14 protein-coding genes and 1 pseudogene are annotated in these 16,227 nt (G+C 68.5%); 8 read left to right on the plus strand and 7 right to left on the minus strand.

All coding sequences use genetic code 11. The features are described from left to right. The first annotated feature begins 11 nt into the window (after positions 1–11). Positions 12–2,390, plus strand: a complete 2,379-nt coding sequence (locus tag A5659_RS13510) for a bifunctional (p)ppGpp synthetase/guanosine-3',5'-bis(diphosphate) 3'-pyrophosphohydrolase (RefSeq protein ID WP_066861064.1) — start codon at positions 12–14, stop codon at positions 2,388–2,390. Positions 2,391–2,393: 3 nt separating this feature from the next. On the opposite strand, the gene A5659_RS13515 is transcribed toward A5659_RS13510, so the two are convergent. Together A5659_RS13515 and A5659_RS13520 are read right to left on the minus strand one after the other, a co-directional pair. Next, on the minus strand, positions 2,394–4,142 hold the full coding sequence (locus A5659_RS13515) for a protein kinase (RefSeq protein WP_066861047.1): 1,749 nt from the start codon (positions 4,140–4,142) through the stop codon (positions 2,394–2,396). 96 nt (positions 4,143–4,238) lie between these two features. Then, positions 4,239–5,135: a peptidylprolyl isomerase gene (locus A5659_RS13520; protein WP_067181755.1), complete on the minus strand. Its 897-nt coding sequence runs from the start codon at positions 5,133–5,135 to the stop codon at positions 4,239–4,241. A 117-nt stretch (positions 5,136–5,252) separates the two neighbouring features. Here A5659_RS13520 and A5659_RS13525 point away from each other — a divergent pair, with 117 nt between their 5' ends. Genes A5659_RS13525 through A5659_RS13535 form a run of 3 tightly spaced genes read left to right on the plus strand, consistent with a single transcriptional unit; the run spans position 5,253 to position 8,711 of the window. Then, positions 5,253–5,921, plus strand: a complete 669-nt coding sequence (locus A5659_RS13525; protein WP_066861041.1) for an MBL fold metallo-hydrolase — start codon at positions 5,253–5,255, stop codon at positions 5,919–5,921. Positions 5,922–5,924: 3 nt separating this feature from the next. Then, entirely contained in the window at positions 5,925–7,187 is a 1,263-nt protein-coding gene (gene hisS / locus A5659_RS13530) for a histidine--tRNA ligase (RefSeq protein ID WP_066882143.1), read from the plus strand. A 30-nt stretch (positions 7,188–7,217) separates the two neighbouring features. After that, positions 7,218–8,711, plus strand: a complete 1,494-nt coding sequence (locus A5659_RS13535; RefSeq protein ID WP_067181771.1) for an HNH endonuclease signature motif containing protein — start codon at positions 7,218–7,220, stop codon at positions 8,709–8,711. Positions 8,712–8,714: 3 nt separating this feature from the next. Here the strand turns inward: A5659_RS13535 and A5659_RS13540 are convergent, their stop codons facing one another. Further along, positions 8,715–8,939 carry a deoxyribodipyrimidine photolyase gene (locus tag A5659_RS13540; RefSeq protein WP_066861033.1) on the minus strand — a complete coding sequence of 75 codons (225 nt, stop codon included), beginning with the start codon at positions 8,937–8,939 and terminating at the stop codon, positions 8,715–8,717. Between the two features lie 81 nt (positions 8,940–9,020). Beyond that, positions 9,021–9,113 (minus strand): annotated as a pseudogene (locus A5659_RS28530) (polyketide cyclase); the annotation flags it as partial. A 139-nt stretch (positions 9,114–9,252) separates the two neighbouring features. On the opposite strand from A5659_RS28530, the gene A5659_RS13545 reads away from it, so the two are divergent. Then, a complete protein-coding gene (locus A5659_RS13545) occupies positions 9,253–10,281 on the plus strand; it encodes an Rv2578c family radical SAM protein (protein ID WP_066861029.1) in 1,029 nt (342 codons plus the stop codon). Here A5659_RS13545 and A5659_RS13550 read toward each other — a convergent pair. Next, positions 10,263–11,909 (minus strand): chloride channel protein, encoded by a 1,647-nt coding sequence (locus A5659_RS13550; RefSeq protein WP_067181758.1) that lies wholly within the window; start codon positions 11,907–11,909, stop codon positions 10,263–10,265. The two genes, A5659_RS13545 and A5659_RS13550, sit on opposite strands and share 19 nt — an antisense overlap. A 54-nt stretch (positions 11,910–11,963) precedes the next feature. Continuing rightward, complete coding sequence (locus A5659_RS13555) at positions 11,964–13,532, minus strand: metallophosphoesterase family protein (RefSeq protein WP_067181774.1); 1,569 nt, start codon at positions 13,530–13,532, stop codon at positions 11,964–11,966. A gap of 89 nt (positions 13,533–13,621) precedes the next feature. On the opposite strand from A5659_RS13555, the gene A5659_RS13560 reads away from it, so the two are divergent. Then, positions 13,622–14,056 carry a hypothetical protein gene (locus A5659_RS13560; RefSeq protein ID WP_066861023.1) on the plus strand — a complete coding sequence of 145 codons (435 nt, stop codon included), beginning with the start codon at positions 13,622–13,624 and terminating at the stop codon, positions 14,054–14,056. Here A5659_RS13560 and A5659_RS13565 read toward each other — a convergent pair. After that, positions 14,049–14,594, minus strand: coding sequence for a helix-turn-helix domain-containing protein (locus tag A5659_RS13565; RefSeq protein WP_066876527.1), 546 nt, complete (start codon positions 14,592–14,594; stop codon positions 14,049–14,051). The two genes, A5659_RS13560 and A5659_RS13565, sit on opposite strands and share 8 nt — an antisense overlap. A 47-nt stretch (positions 14,595–14,641) precedes the next feature. Between A5659_RS13565 and A5659_RS13570 the strand changes: the two genes are divergently transcribed. Together A5659_RS13570 and A5659_RS13575 are read left to right on the plus strand one after the other, a co-directional pair. Then, a complete protein-coding gene (locus tag A5659_RS13570) occupies positions 14,642–15,427 on the plus strand; it encodes an aldolase (RefSeq protein ID WP_067181762.1) in 786 nt (261 codons plus the stop codon). 11 nt (positions 15,428–15,438) lie between these two features. Continuing rightward, positions 15,439–16,227: dihydrodipicolinate synthase family protein (locus tag A5659_RS13575; protein ID WP_067181765.1), on the plus strand; the 789-nt coding region annotated here is incomplete at its 3' end.

Here is a 16,227-nt window from a genome sequence, read left to right on the forward strand (position 1 = left end):
AGGTGACCAACGTGGCGGAGGACAACAGCGCGGCGCAAGCGCTAGACGCGCCCACTAACGTCTCGGAGTCGCCGGCCATCACGCAGCCGATGGAGGTTCCGGAGCCCCCGACGGAGTCCCTGAAAACGTCGAGCAGCGCGTCGCGGCGGGTGCGGGCCAGGCTGGCCCGCCGGATGACCGCCCAGCGCAGCACCCTCAACCCGGTGCTCGAACCGCTGGTGGCGGTGCACCGGGAGATCTACCCGAAGGCCAACGTGTCGCTGCTGCAGCGGGCCTTCGAGGTCGCCGACTCCCGCCACGCCACCCAGTTACGCCATTCCGGGGACCCCTACATCACCCATCCGCTGGCCGTCGCCACCATTCTGGCCGAATTAGGTATGGACACCACGACTTTGGTGGCCGCGCTGTTGCACGACACCGTCGAGGACACCGGATACACCCTGGACGCCTTGAGCGAGGAATTCGGTGAAGAGGTGGGCCATCTGGTCGACGGCGTGACGAAACTGGACCGGGTGGTGCTGGGCAGTGCCGCCGAGGGCGAGACGATCCGCAAGATGATCACCGCGATGGCCCGCGATCCCCGCGTGCTGGTGATCAAGGTGGCCGACCGGCTGCACAACATGCGCACCATGCGGTTCCTGCCGCCGGAGAAGCAGGCGCGCAAGGCCCGCGAGACGCTGGAAGTCATTGCGCCCCTTGCGCATCGGCTCGGGATGGCCAGCGTCAAATGGGAACTGGAAGACCTGTCGTTCGCGATCCTGCACCCCAAGAAGTACGACGAGATCGTGCGGCTGGTCGCCGGGCGTGCGCCGTCGCGCGACACCTATCTGGCCAAGGTCCGCGCCGAGATCGTCAACACGCTGAGCGCGTCGAAGATCAAGGCGACGGTGGAGGGCCGGCCCAAGCACTACTGGTCGATCTACCAGAAGATGATCGTCAAGGGCCGCGACTTCGACGACATCCACGACCTGGTCGGCATCCGCATCCTGTGCGACGAGATCCGCGACTGCTATGCCGCCGTCGGCGTGGTGCACTCGCTGTGGCAGCCGATGGCGGGGCGGTTCAAGGACTACATCGCCCAGCCGAGATACGGGGTGTACCAGTCGTTGCACACCACCGTGGTGGGGCCGGAAGGCAAGCCGCTGGAAGTGCAGATCCGCACCCGCGACATGCACCGGACCGCCGAATACGGCATCGCCGCGCACTGGCGTTACAAGGAAGCCAAGGGGCGCAACGGCGTTCCGCATCCGCACGCCGCCGCGGAGATCGACGACATGGCCTGGATGCGTCAGCTGCTCGACTGGCAACGGGAGGCCGCGGACCCGGGCGAGTTCCTCGAGTCACTGCGTTATGACCTTGCGGTACAAGAGATCTTCGTGTTCACCCCGAAGGGTGACGTGATCACCCTGCCCAACGGCTCCACGCCGGTGGACTTCGCCTACGCGGTGCACACCGAGGTCGGCCACCGCTGCATCGGCGCCCGGGTCAACGGTCGGCTGGTGGCGCTGGAGCGCAAGCTGGAAAACGGGGAAGTCGTCGAGGTTTTCACCTCCAAGGCGGCCAACGCCGGGCCGTCGCGGGACTGGCAGCAATTCGTGGTCTCGCCGCGCGCCAAGGCCAAGATCCGGCAGTGGTTCGCCAAGGAGCGCCGCGAGGAGGCGCTCGAATCCGGCAAGGACGCCATGGCCCGCGAGGTCCGCCGGGGCGGACTTCCGTTGCAGCGCTTGGTCAATGGCGAAACGCTCGCGGCGGTGGCCCGCGAGCTGCACTACACCGACGTCTCCGCGCTCTACACCGCGATCGGTGAGGGCCACGTGTCGGCCCGGCACGTCGTGCAGCGGCTGCTGGCCGAGCTCGGCGGCATCGACCAGGCCGAGGAGGACCTCGCCGAACGCTCCACGCCGACAACGATGTTGCGCCGCCCGCGCAGCAGCGACGACGTCGGCGTCTCGGTGCCCGGTGCGCCGGGTGTGCTGACCAAGCTGGCGAAGTGCTGCACACCGGTGCCCGGCGACCAGATCATGGGGTTCGTCACCCGCGGCGGTGGGGTGAGCGTGCACCGCACCGACTGCACCAACGCCGCCTCGCTGCAGCAGCAGTCCGAGCGGATCATCGAAGTGCATTGGGCGCCTTCGCCGTCGTCGGTGTTTCTGGTGGCCATCCAGGTCGAGGCGCTCGACCGGCACCGGCTGCTCTCGGACGTCACCCGGGTGCTGGCCGACGAGAAGGTCAACATCTTGTCCGCGTCGGTGACCACTTCCGGTGACCGGGTTGCGATCAGCCGCTTCACCTTTGAGATGGGCGACCCCAAGCATCTCGGCCACCTGCTCAACGTCGTGCGCAACGTCGAAGGCGTGTACGACGTCTACCGCGTGACGTCCGCGGCCTAAGCCCTAGCTCAGCCGCACCGAGGTGATCTTCACCGGGTTGGTGGGCGCGCCGCTCTGCCGATTGCCGGCGATACCGGCCCGGGCGATCTTGTCCAGGGTGGCCAGCCCCGCCTGGTCGATGGTGCCCAGCACCGTGCTCTGCGGTTCCATCTCGGAATCCTGGAAGATCAAGGCGAATTGGCTGCCGTTGGTGTTGGGTCCCTCGGTGGCCATGACGATGGTGCCGCGCGGATACACCACCGTCGCGCGCAGCGCGGGGTCGTCGGGCTTGTATTGGTCGGCGGGGTACTCGTCGGCGAATTCGTAACCGGGGCCACCGGATCCGTCCACCTCGGGGCCGCCGCACAACAGCGACCCGCCATCGGGCGAGCTGATCAACCGGGCGCATTGGGTGTTGTCGAAGAATTGCTGCTTGACCAGGCTGATGAAGCTGTTCACCGTGCACGGCGACTCGGAATTGGCGAGCTGGATCGCGATGTCACCGACGTTGGTGGAGATGACGGCGCCGATCTGCGGGGGAGTGGTCGACACCCGGCCCGACGGGGGCGGGTTCACCGGCCGGCTGACCGGATCGGGCACCGACCGGTACTGGCAGTCGGCACCCAGGTCGGGCGGCGGTGCGAACGCCGGCAGCGGCGGCGCCGTCGCCGACGCCGGGCCACTGGAACCGGGGTTGGATCCGGTCCTGCCGGGCGCCCGGGCCCGGGTCTGGGTGGAGGATGCCGCGCTGTCCGCGGAGCCGTGACTCTGGGTCACCAACGCGAAGACCAGCGCCGCCACCGCCGCCAGCGCCAGTGCCGACGCGCCGACGATGCCCACCAGCAAACGCCTGGAATGCGTTGGGCGGCCGGGTGCTTGCCGCGGATCCGGGCTGCCGCCGGGCTGCGGTGGCGGTGCCGGCGGGGCGACGCCGACCGGTCCCGTCGCCGGGCTCGGCAGCGCGGCCCTGGCGGCCTCGGCGAGCTCCATCGCCGTCTGATACCGCTGTTCGGGGTCCTTGACCATGCCCCGGGCGACGACCGCGTCGAAGGCCGCGGGCACCTCGGGCGCGATCGCCGACGGTCGCGGCGGCGGGGCGTTCAGGTGCGCGTTGAGCTGTTCTTCGAGGCTGTCGCCCGCGAATGGGCGCTTGCCGGTCAGGCACTCGTGCAGCACGCAGGCCAACGAGTAGACGTCGGCACGATGATCGGTTTTGCCCTTGAAGCGCTCGGGCGCCATGTAGGCGACGGTGCCCATCGTGGCGCCGGTCTGCGTGAGCTGAGTATCGGCCTCCGCGCGGGCAAGGCCGAAGTCGATCAGGTAGACGAAGTTGCGCGCGGTGGTGATCAAGATGTTCATCGGCTTGATGTCGCGGTGGATCAAGCCCGCCTGTCGCGCGCTATCCAGCGCTGCCGCAACCTGTTCGATGACCGCTACCGTCTGCTCCGGGCTGAGCCGGCCGCCGCTTTCGGCGATGTAGTGCGACAGGTCGCGGCCCTCGATCAGTCGCATGTCGACGTAGAGCCGGCCGTCGATTTCGCCGTAGCCGTGAATCGGCACCACGTGCGGGTCGGTGAGGCCGGCCGCGATGCGGGCCTCACGGCGGAAACGCTGCTGGAAGTCCTGATCCTCGGCCAGATGCGGCGGGAGCACTTTGAGCGCCACCACCCGGTCTGTGGTCGCGTCGTAGGCCCGGTAGACCCGGCCCATGCCGCCGCGTCCCAACAGGTCCAGTATTCGGTAATGGCCGAATGTGTCCGGATCCAGATTCACCCAACGACCATAAGCCGTCGGCGGTGCACGCCGGGCGAATCCCGCCGATCAGAGGGCGTTTCGCGCCCGGCGCACGCGCCGCGCTTGCGATCGGCGCTAGTCGAGCAGCAGCGAGGTGATGGTCACCTCGGTCGCGGGGGCGCCGTCTTCACCGCCGCCGGCGACGCCGGCCTTGGCGATCTTGTCCAGGGTGGCCAGGCCGTCGGGCTGGATGGTGCCGAACACGGTGTATTGCGGCGGCAGCTGGGAGTCCTTGTATACCAGGAAGAATTGGCTGCCGTTGGTGCCGGGCCCGGCGTTGGCCATGGCCAGCGTGCCGCGCGGATAGAGGACGGGCTCCTGCGCCTTGGGGTCGTTCGGCGGGTACTGGTCGGTCGGGTACTCGTTGGCGAATTGATAGCCCGGACCGCCGGTGCCCTCGCCCTTGGGGTCGCCGCACTGCAGCACGCCCAGGCCCTGGGAGGTGGTCAACCGGTGGCATTTGGTGTTGTCGAAGTATTTCTGGCCGATCAGGCTCGCGAAACTGTTGACCGTGCAGGGTGATTCGTTGTTCGCCAGCATCAGGCCGATGTGGCCCTGATTGGTCACCATGCTGGCGCTCACCTGGGCCGGATCGGTCGGCACCTTGCCGGTTCGCGGCGGCTTGACCTGCTTGGCGGCCGGCTCGGGGGAGGCCGGGTACTGACAGTTGGCGCCCAGGTCGGCCGACGGCTTGAACGGCGGCAGCGGCGCGGCGTTCGGGGTCGGCCCCGCGGGGGTCGTGGACTCCGGTGAGCTGGTGCTGCTGGTGGTCGTCGACGCCGCGGTGTTGCTCTTGTGGTCGTGCTTGGTGTTGACGATCGTGATCACCACCGCCACGATCACGGCCACGGCGACGGTCGAGGCGGCCGCGATCAGCACGATCCGGCGCGTCTTGGCTTGCTTCGCGCGCCGTTCCAGCTGCCGTTCGAGCTTGCGTTTGGCGTTGGCGCGTCGCTGTTCGTTGGTCGGCACGGCCGCTATGCCTCCATGCTGGTGAAGTCGGAGTCCCGTAGACGGGTGAGGTGCCAGCTCAGGCTAATGTGGGCGCCGCGACTCGTGTCAAGTGGGGCCCGTGGGAAACTGGGAAGCGTGTTGATCACCGGATTCCCCGCCGGCATGTTGCAGTGCAACTGCTACGTGGTGGCCGAACGGCCTGGGACGGACGCCGTCATCGTGGATCCGGGACAGCGGGTGATGGGCGCGCTGCGCAACATCCTGGACAAGAACCGGTTGACGCCGGCCGCGGTGCTGCTCACCCACGGACACATCGACCACATGTGGTCGGCGCAGAAGGTGTCCGACACCTACGGTTGCCCGACCTACATCCATCCCGAGGACAGGTTCATGCTCACCGACCCGATCTACGGCCTGGGCCCGCGCCTGGCGCAGATGGTCGCGGGCGCGTTCTGGCGGGAGCCCAAGCAGGTCGTCGAGTTGGACCGCGACGGCGACAAGCTGGACCTGGGCAGCGTGACCGTCAACGTCGACCACACGCCCGGGCACACCCGGGGATCAGTGATCTTTCGGGTCGACGGGGGGACGAAGGACGGGAAAGACTTGGTGTTCACCGGTGACACGCTCTTCGAGCGCGCGGTGGGGCGCACCGACCTGTTCGGCGGCAGCGGCCGCGACCTGCTGACCTCGATCGTCGACAAGCTGCTGGTGCTCGATGACGACACCGTGGTGCTGCCCGGGCACGGCAACTCCACCACCATCGGCGCCGAGCGCCGCCTCAACCCGTTCCTCGAAGGCCTGTAGCCCGTGCCGGAGTTCGCTGCGCCCAAGGGCGTGCCCGACTATGTCCCGCCGGACTCGGCGCAATTCGTCGCGGTGCGCGACGGCCTGCTGGGTGCCGCCCGCCGGGCCGGCTACGGCGATATCGAGCTGCCCATCTTCGAGGACACGGCGCTGTTCGCCCGCGGCGTCGGTGAGTCCACCGACGTGGTGTCCAAGGAGATGTACACGTTCGCCGACCGCGGCGACCGCTCGGTGACGCTGCGGCCCGAGGGCACCGCCGGGGTGGTGCGTGCGGTCATCGAGCACGGGCTGGACCGCGGCGCGCTGCCGGTCAAACTCTGTTACGCGGGGCCGTTTTTCCGCTACGAGCGTCCGCAGGCCGGCCGCTATCGCCAGCTGCAGCAGGTCGGAGTGGAGGCGATCGGCGTCGACGACCCGGCCCTGGACGCCGAGGTGATCGCCATTGCCGACGCCGGTTTCCGTTCGCTCGGGCTCGACGGCTTCCGCCTGGAGATCACCTCGCTGGGCGATGACAGCTGCCGCCCGCAGTACCGGGAACTGTTGCAGGAGTTCCTCTTTGGTCTCGACCTGGACGAGGAGACCCGGCGCCGGGCGCAGCTCAATCCGCTGCGGGTGCTCGACGACAAGCGGCCGGAGGTGCGCGCCATGACGGCCGCAGCGCCGGTGCTGCTCGATCACCTGTCCGACGCGGCCAAGCAGCACTTCGACACCGTGCTGGCGCATCTGGACGCGATGGGCGTGCCTTACGTCATCAACCCGCGCATGGTCCGCGGGCTGGACTACTACACCAAGACGACCTTCGAGTTCGTGCACGACGGGCTGGGCGCGCAGTCCGGCATCGGTGGTGGTGGTCGTTACGACGGCCTGATGCGCCAGCTGGGCGGGCAAGACCTGTCCGGCATCGGGTTTGGGCTCGGTGTGGACCGTACGCTGCTGGCGCTGCGCGCCGAGGGCAAGAGTGCGGGGGAGGCCGCGCGCTGCGAGGTGTTCGGCGTGCCGCTGAGCGAGCAGGCCAAGTTGCGCCTGGCGGTGCTGGCCGCGCAGTTGCGCGGCGGCGGTGTGCGCGTCGACATGGCCTACGGCGACCGGGGACTCAAGGGCGCGATGCGCGCGGCCGACCGCTCGGGCGCCCGGATCGCGTTGGTCCTCGGCGACCGCGATCTCGAGTCCGGCACGGTCGGGGTGAAGGATCTCGGGACCGGGGAGCAGGTCCCCGTCGCGCTGGATTCCGTTGTCGACGAGGTGCTCGGGCGGCTCAGCCGCTAACTTGTCGCCCGCGCTGCTATGATCGAACACATGTTCGAAGAGGTGCGGGCGCGGTTCGATGAGCGGTTCGAGCGGCGTTATCCGTCGGCGACGCCGGTGTCGGTGGGGCTGCTGGAGCGGATCGGGGCGGCCGCGCGGGCGGAGAATCGGGCGGCGGCGGCGCTGTTGGTGGCGATTGGTGAGTTGTTCGCCTATCGGTTGTCGCGGTGTGCCGAGACCGAGGAGTGGGCGATCGACACCGAGGCGGCGGTGGGTGCGGAGGTGGCCGCCGAGCTGCGGATCAGTCAGGGGTTGGCCGCGAGCCGGCTGCGGTACGCGCGGGCGATGCGCGAGCGGTTGCCGAAGGTGGGTGCGGCCTTCAGAGCCGGCGACATCGGCTACCTGATGTTTCAGACGATCGTGTTCCGCACCGATTTGATCACCGACCCGCAGGTGCTGGCGGCGGTGGACGCCGAGTTGGCGGCCACCGTGGCCAGGTGGCCGTCACTGAGCCAGGGCCGGCTGGCCGCGCAGGTGGACAAGGTGGTGGCTCGCGCTGATGCGGATGCGGTGCGGCGGCGCAAGGAGCGCGCGGCCGGGCGTGAGGTGTGGGTCGCTGAGATGGGGGAGGGGTTGGCGCATCTGGAGGGCACCCTGCTGGCCCCGGACGCGCATGCGCTGGACCGGCGGTTGACTGCGTTGGCGGCCACGGTGTGTGAGCACGATCCGCGCACCCGCGCGCAGCGCCGCGCTGATGCGCTGGGAGCGCTGGCGGGCGGGGCGGACCGGCTGGGCTGTCGCTGCGGGCGCGCCGACTGTGTGGCCGGCAAGCGACCCGCCGGGCCGGTGGTGATTCATGTGGTCGCCGAGCGGGCCGCGCTGGATGGTTGCGGTTCGGCGCCGGCCTGCGAGCTGGGGGCCGAGGGCCTGATCTCACCGGAGCTGGTCGCCGAGCTGGCCGGCTCGGCCACGCTGGTGCCGCTGGTTCATCCCGGTGATGCGCCGCCGGAGCCGGGTTATGTGCCGTCCAAGGCGCTGGCCGATTTTGTGCGGTGCCGGGATTTGACGTGTCGTTGGCCTGGCTGTGATCAGCCCGCGGTGAACTGCGACCTCGACCATACGATCCCGTACGCCGACGGCGGGCCGACGCACGCGTCGAACCTCAAATGTTATTGCCGCGCCCATCATTTGGTGAAAACTTTTTGGGGCTGGCAGGAACAGCAGCTGCCCGACGGCACCCTGATCCTGACGTCGCCGGCCGGACGCACCTACGTCACCACCCCGGGCAGCGCACTGCTGTTCCCGAGCTTGTGCCGGGGCGTCGGCGCGATCCCCGCCGCCGAGGCCGACGTGGCGCCCGATTACTGCGGCGACCGCACGGCGATGATGCCCAAACGCCGCCGCACCCGGGCACAGAACCGCGCCCAGCGCGTGGCCACCGAACGCCATCACAACCGCATGGCGCGTGCGCTCGAAAAGCCTTCTCACACTTGGGCTTCCGCGTCGACCCACGCCGTCGGCGACGGGGAACCGCCGCCCTTCTAAGCGTTATTTTTTGCTGGGAATAATGATGACGACAATCAATGTCAGGATCGAGAAGAACAGTCCAAGAATTCCCCAGCCCAGCGGATTGCGGCCCTTCATCATGGCGATGACTCCGCAGATTATTGCGGCGATAATGCTGCCGATAGCGACGAAAATTCCCTTGATGCCACGGAGGATAAAGCCGGCCGCGACCGGGTCCGAACTTGCCAGAATCACCTGGTGCAACATGACAGGTCCTTTCGTGAGGGGCCCTGGAATAATACCCGCGTAAATGTCACGCAAAACCGAAACTCGATTCTCCGCACCGCGTTAACCGCCCGGATAACCGCGGCGCACCGTGCGGTCGAGAATTCCCAAAGTCGCGCGCAATGCACCCTCGGACAAAACGGGGAAAATGCCAGCCATGTGAACGACGAACTTATCGCCCACACCGCACCGCATCGCCGTCGGTGCCTTGAAGCGTAGGGGCGATACGGTCGCTGCTCACTGTACGACGGTCCCGTGCTTGACTCGATCTCGAACTAATGTTCGAATGGTTGATATGCGGTGGGCGAATCAGGCCGTCGCGGTCAACGGGACACCGGTCGAGGATGGGGCGCTGCCGGGGCTGCAGCGCATGGGCTTCCTGCGCAGCGTGCGCTCGCCGCAGTTCGACGGCATCACCTTCCACGAGGTGGTGTGCAAGTCCGCGCTCAACAAGGTGCCGAACGCGTCGGCGCTGCCGTTTCGCTACACCGTCAACGGCTATCGCGGTTGCTCGCACGCCTGCCGGTACTGTTTCGCCCGGCCCACCCACGAATACCTGGAGCTGGACTGCGGCAACGACTTCGACACCCAGGTCGTCGTCAAGACCAACGTGGTTGAGGTGCTGCGTCGCGAGCTGCGCCGGCCGTCCTGGCAGCGCGAGACCGTCGCCCTGGGCACCAACACCGACCCGTACCAGCGGGCCGAGGGACGCTACGCGCTGATGCCGGGCATCATCGGCGCGCTGGCCGAATCCGGCACGCCGCTGTCGATCCTGACCAAGGGCACGCTGCTACGGCGCGACCTGCCGCTGATCACCCAGGCCGCGGCGCAGGTTCCGGTCTCGGTGGCGGTGTCGCTGGCCATCGGCGACCCAGAGCTACACAAGGACGTCGAGCCCGGCACGCCCACCCCCCAGGCCCGGCTCGGTCTGATCAGCGCTATCCGGGGCGCCGGGCTGGACTGTCATGTGATGGTCGCGCCGGTGCTGCCGCACCTCACCGATTCCGCCGAGCACCTCGACGGGCTGCTCGGCCAGATCGCGGCGGCCGGCGCCACCAGCGTCACCGTGTTCGGCCTGCACCTGCGCGGCTCGACCCGGGGATGGTTCATGGCGTGGTTGGCCCGCTCGCATCCCGACCTGGTCGGCCGTTACCGCGAGCTGTACCGGCGCGGTGCCTACCTGCCCCAGGACTATCGCGAAACGCTGCGGCGGCGGGCCGCGCCGTTGATCGCCAAGCATGGGCTGGCTGGCGACCATCGCCCGTTCGCCCGGGCCGCCTCGGCGGCGCCCGCACCGAAACCGATTCAGCCGACGTTGTTTTGAGCTTCGGGATCGGCGTTTCGTAGCGCCCGTCTGCGGGGGAACGCGACGAAATGCCTTGTGCGCTCGGTGTCTTCGGTGATGTCGTGCAGGCGGGCGGTGAGCAGATCCCGCAGCAGCAGGTGACCTTGTTCCGCGCCGTCCGGTGACAGGACGCGCAGCGCGTGGCCGCCCGATTCGGCGAGGACGTTGGCGGCATGCCGCAGGGTGTCGCGGGTGCTGACGCTGCCGCCGGTGGGCACCGGCGACGGCTCGGGATGCATGACGTCGGCCACGAAGAACGCTTCCAGCGGATCGGTGGTGTAGTCGCGGGTCAGGTGCAGGCCGCGCCGGGCGATCTTCTCGGTCAGCACCGATCGGTCGAGCATCAACACCGACGCCGCGTAGGCCGTGGTCGAGGCCACGATCAGGGGAAGCAGCGCGGGCCAGGCATGGGTGAGTTCGAGGGTGAACACGACGCCGGTCAGCGGCGAGCGCATGACGCCGCCCACCACGGCGGCCAGCCCGAGAATCGCCCAGAACCCCGGGAACACGTTCGGCAGGCCCTGGCCCACCAGGGCTCCCAGCGCGCCGCCGATCATGAACACCGGCGCGAGCACACCGCCCGAGGTGCCCGAACCCAACGACAGCGACCAGATGGCGGTCTTCACGACGAGGATGCCGACGATCAACGACAGGGTGGCGTGGCCGGTGAGCAGCGCGTCGATCACGTCGTAGCCGACGCCGAGCGCCCGCGGCTCGATCAGCCCGCCCGCGCCGATCACCAGCCCGCCGATCGCCGGCCACCACATCCAGTGGATCGGCAGGCGCGCGAAGGCGTCCTCGGCCAGGTACACCAACCGCGTCGCGGCGATGGCGACCACCGCGCCGCACGTCCCGATGAGGAGCGCCAGCAGGTCGATCTTCGGTTCGACGCGACTCAGGTGCCCGACGTCGACCGGGAAGACCGGGTTGCCGCCGAGAATGAACTGGCGCACGACGGTCGCGACGACGACGGCCGCCGTCACCGGAATCAGGCTGCGGGGCCGCCATTCGAACAGCAACAGCTCGACCGCGAGCAGGATGGACGCCAGCGGCGAATTGAACGTGGCCGCCATTCCCCCGGCGGCCCCCGACACCAGCAGGATCTTGCGCTCGTCGGCGGTCAGATGCAGGTGTTGGGCCAGGATCGACCCCAGCGCCCCGCCGGTCATGATGATCGGCCCCTCGGCGCCGAACGGGCCGCCGGTGCCGATGCTGATCGCCGCCGAAACCGGCTTGAGGATAGCAACTTTCGGCTCGACACGGCTGCCCTGGGTGAGAATCGCCTCGATCGCTTCCGGCATGCCGTGACCGCGGATCTTCTCCGAGCCCAGCCGGGCCATGACGCCGACCACCAGACCGCCGGCGACGGGGGCGCCCAGCAACAACCACCACGGATGGGGGTGCGATCCCGGTGCCACCAGGTCGACCGCCCAGCGCTGGTAGAAGACGAGGTTGGTGACCAACCCGATCAACCGGAGCAGGCACCACGCCGCCCCCGCGGCGAGCGCTCCGATCGGCACGGCGAGCGCCGCGGTCAGCAGCATGCGCCGATCGACCACGAAGTCCGCCAAGCGTCCCCCCATAGGCGGACCGGGCGATTCAGCCATTTTTGAAGTATTTCACAGGGATAAAATCCGCCGCGGTCACGTTGCTGGGACGGGCTAGTGGGCCCTGTCGCCGCGCGGCTTGGTGAGCGTGAACTGGTCGATGACGGCGACTTCGCCGAACGGGCCCCGCAGCGCGTAGTGCGTCGCCTTGATCGACGTGTTGCCACCAAGTTGGCCCGGGTCTACCTCGAAAGCCGCGAAACCGTAGGGGTTCTCGCGATCGCGGAACGCCGACCACGGCGCGTCCTCGATGACGTAGATGGGCGCCTTGCGGCGCAGCGCGGGATCGAAGGCGCCCACTCCGGTGACCACTCGGCACCGCGGCTCCGGGAAGAACATCGCGTTGCTCGGGGCCGACGTGCCGCCGCCACCGATGACGAGGTGCACCGTTCCCCGGCTGGCATCGATCAGATCGTTTCGCGTGTCGACGGGTATCGGCGTGCGGGTGTCGGTGCCCAGCGCGCCGCGCAACGGATGCGAGCGTTCGTAGTGGTGTTCGTGGCCGCACACCACCAGATCCACCTGGTACTGGTCGAACAGCGGCAGCCATTCCGCGCGGATACCCAGGTCGGCGCCGTTGGTCTTGTCGGCGGTCGAGATCGCGGTCTGGTGCATGCACACCACGATCCAGTCGACGTCCGGATCGCGCCGGGCGGTAGCGAGTTCGTCTGCAAGCCAACGCTTTTGCTCGCCACCGGAGTAGCCGTGCACATAGAAGTTGCCGCCGTCCTGGAAGGCGACGTCGTCGTTGCTCAGGCTGATCACCCGCACCGAACCGGCGGTGAACGAGTACCACATGCCACGGGTTTCGGGGCTCGACCCGGAATCGGGCACCGCGAAGTAGGTCTGATAGGCTCCGTAACCGATTGGCCCGTTGCCCAATTCGTTCTCGTGGTTGCCCGCCGCCGGCATCCAGGGCCGGTAGCGCGCCGAGCGGGTGTTGTTCTCGAACCAGTTCGACCAGGTGCGCACCCGATCCCGGGCCAGGTTGGCGTAACACAGGTCGCCGTTGATCAGATTGAACAGCGGGCCCATCCGTTCGATCGCCATGGTGGTGTCGGCGGCGGCCGGCGAGCCGATGTTGTCGGTGGCGTAGCTGCCGTCGGGCATCTTGGCCAGCGCCGGAGTGGACTGGTCACCGAAGCTGGTGAACAGCAGGGGCTTTCGGCCCTTCGGCGCCGTACGGACGGTGCCCTGCTCCGGTTCCGCGCCGTCGTGCAGCGCGGCGTACACGTAGTCGGTGTCCGGCGTGAGGTCGGTCAGCCGGGCATGGTTGACGCGAACTTCGGTGCCGGACTTCGCGTCCCGGTAGGTGCGGGTTTCGGCGGCCACCGTGCTGCCGAAGCCCGACGTCGGTGTTCCGAGCAGGACGCGCGGATTGCGGACCGCGTCGGTGGTGTGCCAGGACACCACCACTTCGGTGCCGGCGTTCTTGCCGAACTGCAGGTGCAGCCCAGCGACAGGTGGTGCGCCATGTCGATCGGGCTGCAACCAGGCCGTCGGGCCCTGCGGACGGGACCACAGCAGCGTGGCGCCACCGCCCAGGCCCACGCCGAGGGCGGCCGAGACCGCGCCGGTGGTCAGCAGCCGGCGGCGGGTCACCGCAGTGGGGTCTTCGCGCATGCTTGCTTCATACCGGAGCCGGGCGACCAGGGGCACAGCTGCGACGTAAACATCGAACCGTCGCTAACGAATCCGGTAGCGTTTTCGATATGACGAACGTGCACAGGACAGCGAGCGCGATCTCAGCGACAATTCTGGCAGCGGCCGCGGGGGCGGTACTCACGTCGGCGACCAGCTATGCGGACCCGGCCGGTCACCAGGTGACCTACACGGTGACGAGCCCCAACAACGTCACCGCCAACGTCTCCTACGTGAACGCCGATCCGCCCAGCCAGGCGGCCTTCAACGCGGACCCGTCGAAGTTCTCCACCAGCGTGCAGGCCCCGCTCAGCGCCGGCGCGCCGGTCACCTACACCGCCACCCTGGCAAACCCGAACCAGTTCGCGAGCATCACCGCCAGCGGCATGCTGCACTGGCCGGATTCGGGCAACGGCCCGGCCCAGTTCCACTGCGAAATCGCCGTGGACGGTCAGGTGGTAGTCCAGCAGGACGCGACCACCACCGTCACCTGCCGGCTCAGCTAGTCGGGACCAGGGCCGGTGCGCTCCCGGGCTCGGCGTGTGCAACGACGACGACCTCGGCGCTCTCGGCGCCGACCGCCCGGATCTTGTGGCTGACCGACGCGTCGAAGTAGGCGCTGTCGCCCGGCCCTAACGTGAACGTCTGGTCCCCGTAGTCGAGTTCGACCGTGCCGGCGTGCACGAACATGAATTCCTGGCCCGCATGCTCGGGATGGGGATCCTCGGCCAGCTGCTCGGTCGGGCGAACCACGAACGGCGACATCGACTTTCCCAATAGTGACGGCGCCAGCACCCGATAGCGGCCGCCGTCGCCGTCGCCGGCCCGGTCCACGGTGATCTTTTCCTGAGCGGCCCCGGCGGAGAACAGCCGCCCGACGTCGACCTCGAGCGCCCGGGCGACCTTGAGGGCCACCGCGATCGAGGGAGTGCTCTGGCCCCGTTCGATCTTGGACAGGTAGCTCTTGGTCAGGCCCGTCTGCCGGGCGAGTTGCTCGAGGGTGAGGCCGCGCTGTCTGCGGACGGGGCGCAGCAGTGCCGTCACGGGGCCTCCTATGACACAAGGTTTCCTAAGCTGCTACATTGTGTCACATGGGCAGCACGTTCACCGAATCGAAATCCGAGTTGATGCGCCGGGCTGCCGAGCAGCTGACGGCGAACGTCGCCGATTCGCAGTTGACCACGCGTCAGAAGCTGGCGTTGACCTGTCGGGCGCTCTTTGACGCCGGGCACGACTCGGGGCTGGCCGGACAGATCACCGCCCGCGCCGAGGCGGCGGGCACCTACTACACCCAGCGGCTCGGCCTGGGGTTCGACGAGATCACCGACGCCAACCTGCTGCTGGTCGACGAGGACCTCAACGTCCTCGACGGCGATGGAATTGCCAACCCCGCCAACCGTTTTCACAGCTGGATCTATCGCGCCCGGCCCGACGTCAACTGCATCGTGCACACCCACGCGTTCCACGTCGCGGCGTTGTCGATGCTGGAAGTTCCCCTGATCGTCTCCCACATGGACACCACCCCGCTCTACGGCGACTGTGCGTTCCTGCCCAAGTGGCCGGGGGTGCCGGTCGGCAACGAAGAGGGCGAGATCATCACCGCCGCGCTCGGGGACAAGAAGGCCGTCCTGCTGGCGCATCACGGCCACGTCATCGCGGGGGCCAGCGTCGAGGAGGCTTGCTCGCTGGGGATCCTCATCGAGCGCGCCGCCAAACTGCAGCTGGCCGCGATGGCCGCCGGCACCGTCCAGGAGCTGCCCGAAGAACTGGCCCGCGAGGCCCATGACTGGACGCTGTCGCCGCAGCGCAGCCGCGCCAACTTCGCCTACTACGCCCGCCGGGCCCTGGCCCGGCATCCCGACGTGTTGACCAGCTAAGGAGCCGCCCCGTGACCGAGCCCAAGATCCACGGCATCATCGCCTACCCGGTTACGCCGTTCGGCGACAACGGGATTGACACCGAACGGCTGGCCGCGCTGGTCGAGCGGCTGGTGTCCGCCGATGTGCACGCGATCGCGCCGCTGGGCAGCACCGGCGAACTGGCATACCTCGAGGAACCCGAGTTCGACGCCGTCGTCGACACCACCATCGCCACGGTCGCCGGGCGGGTCCCGGTGATCGTCGGCGTGTCGGATGTGACCACCGCCAAGACGATTCGGCGCGCCGCCTACGCCCAGCGGGCCGGGGCGGACGCGGTGATGATCCTGCCGGTGTCCTACTGGAAGCTCACCGAGCGGGAGATCTTCCAGCACTACCGCAGCATCAGCGACGCCATCTCGATCCCCATCATGGCCTACAACAACCCGGCCACCAGCGGTGTCGACATGCCGCCCGAGTTGCTGGTGCGGATGTTCGAGGGCATCGACAACGTCACCATGGTCAAGGAATCCACCGGCGACCTGACCCGCATGCACCGCATCGCCGAACTGTCCGGCAGCCGGCTGCCCTTCTACAACGGCAGCAACCCGCTGGTGCTCGGCGCCCTGAAGGCCGGCGCGTCCGGATGGTGCACGGCCGCACCGAATCTGCGGCCACAACCCTGCATCGACCTGTACGAGGCGGTGCGCGCACAAGATTTCGACACCGCGCAGAAGCTCTACGACGATCTCCAGCCGTTGCTCACCTACATCGTCGCCGGCGGGTTGGCCACCACCGTCAAGGCCGGCCTGGAGCTGCTC

The sequence above is a fragment of the Mycobacterium sp. 1165196.3 genome (genome assembly GCF_001673415.1).
Lineage (GTDB): Bacteria > Actinomycetota > Actinomycetes > Mycobacteriales > Mycobacteriaceae > Mycobacterium > Mycobacterium europaeum_A.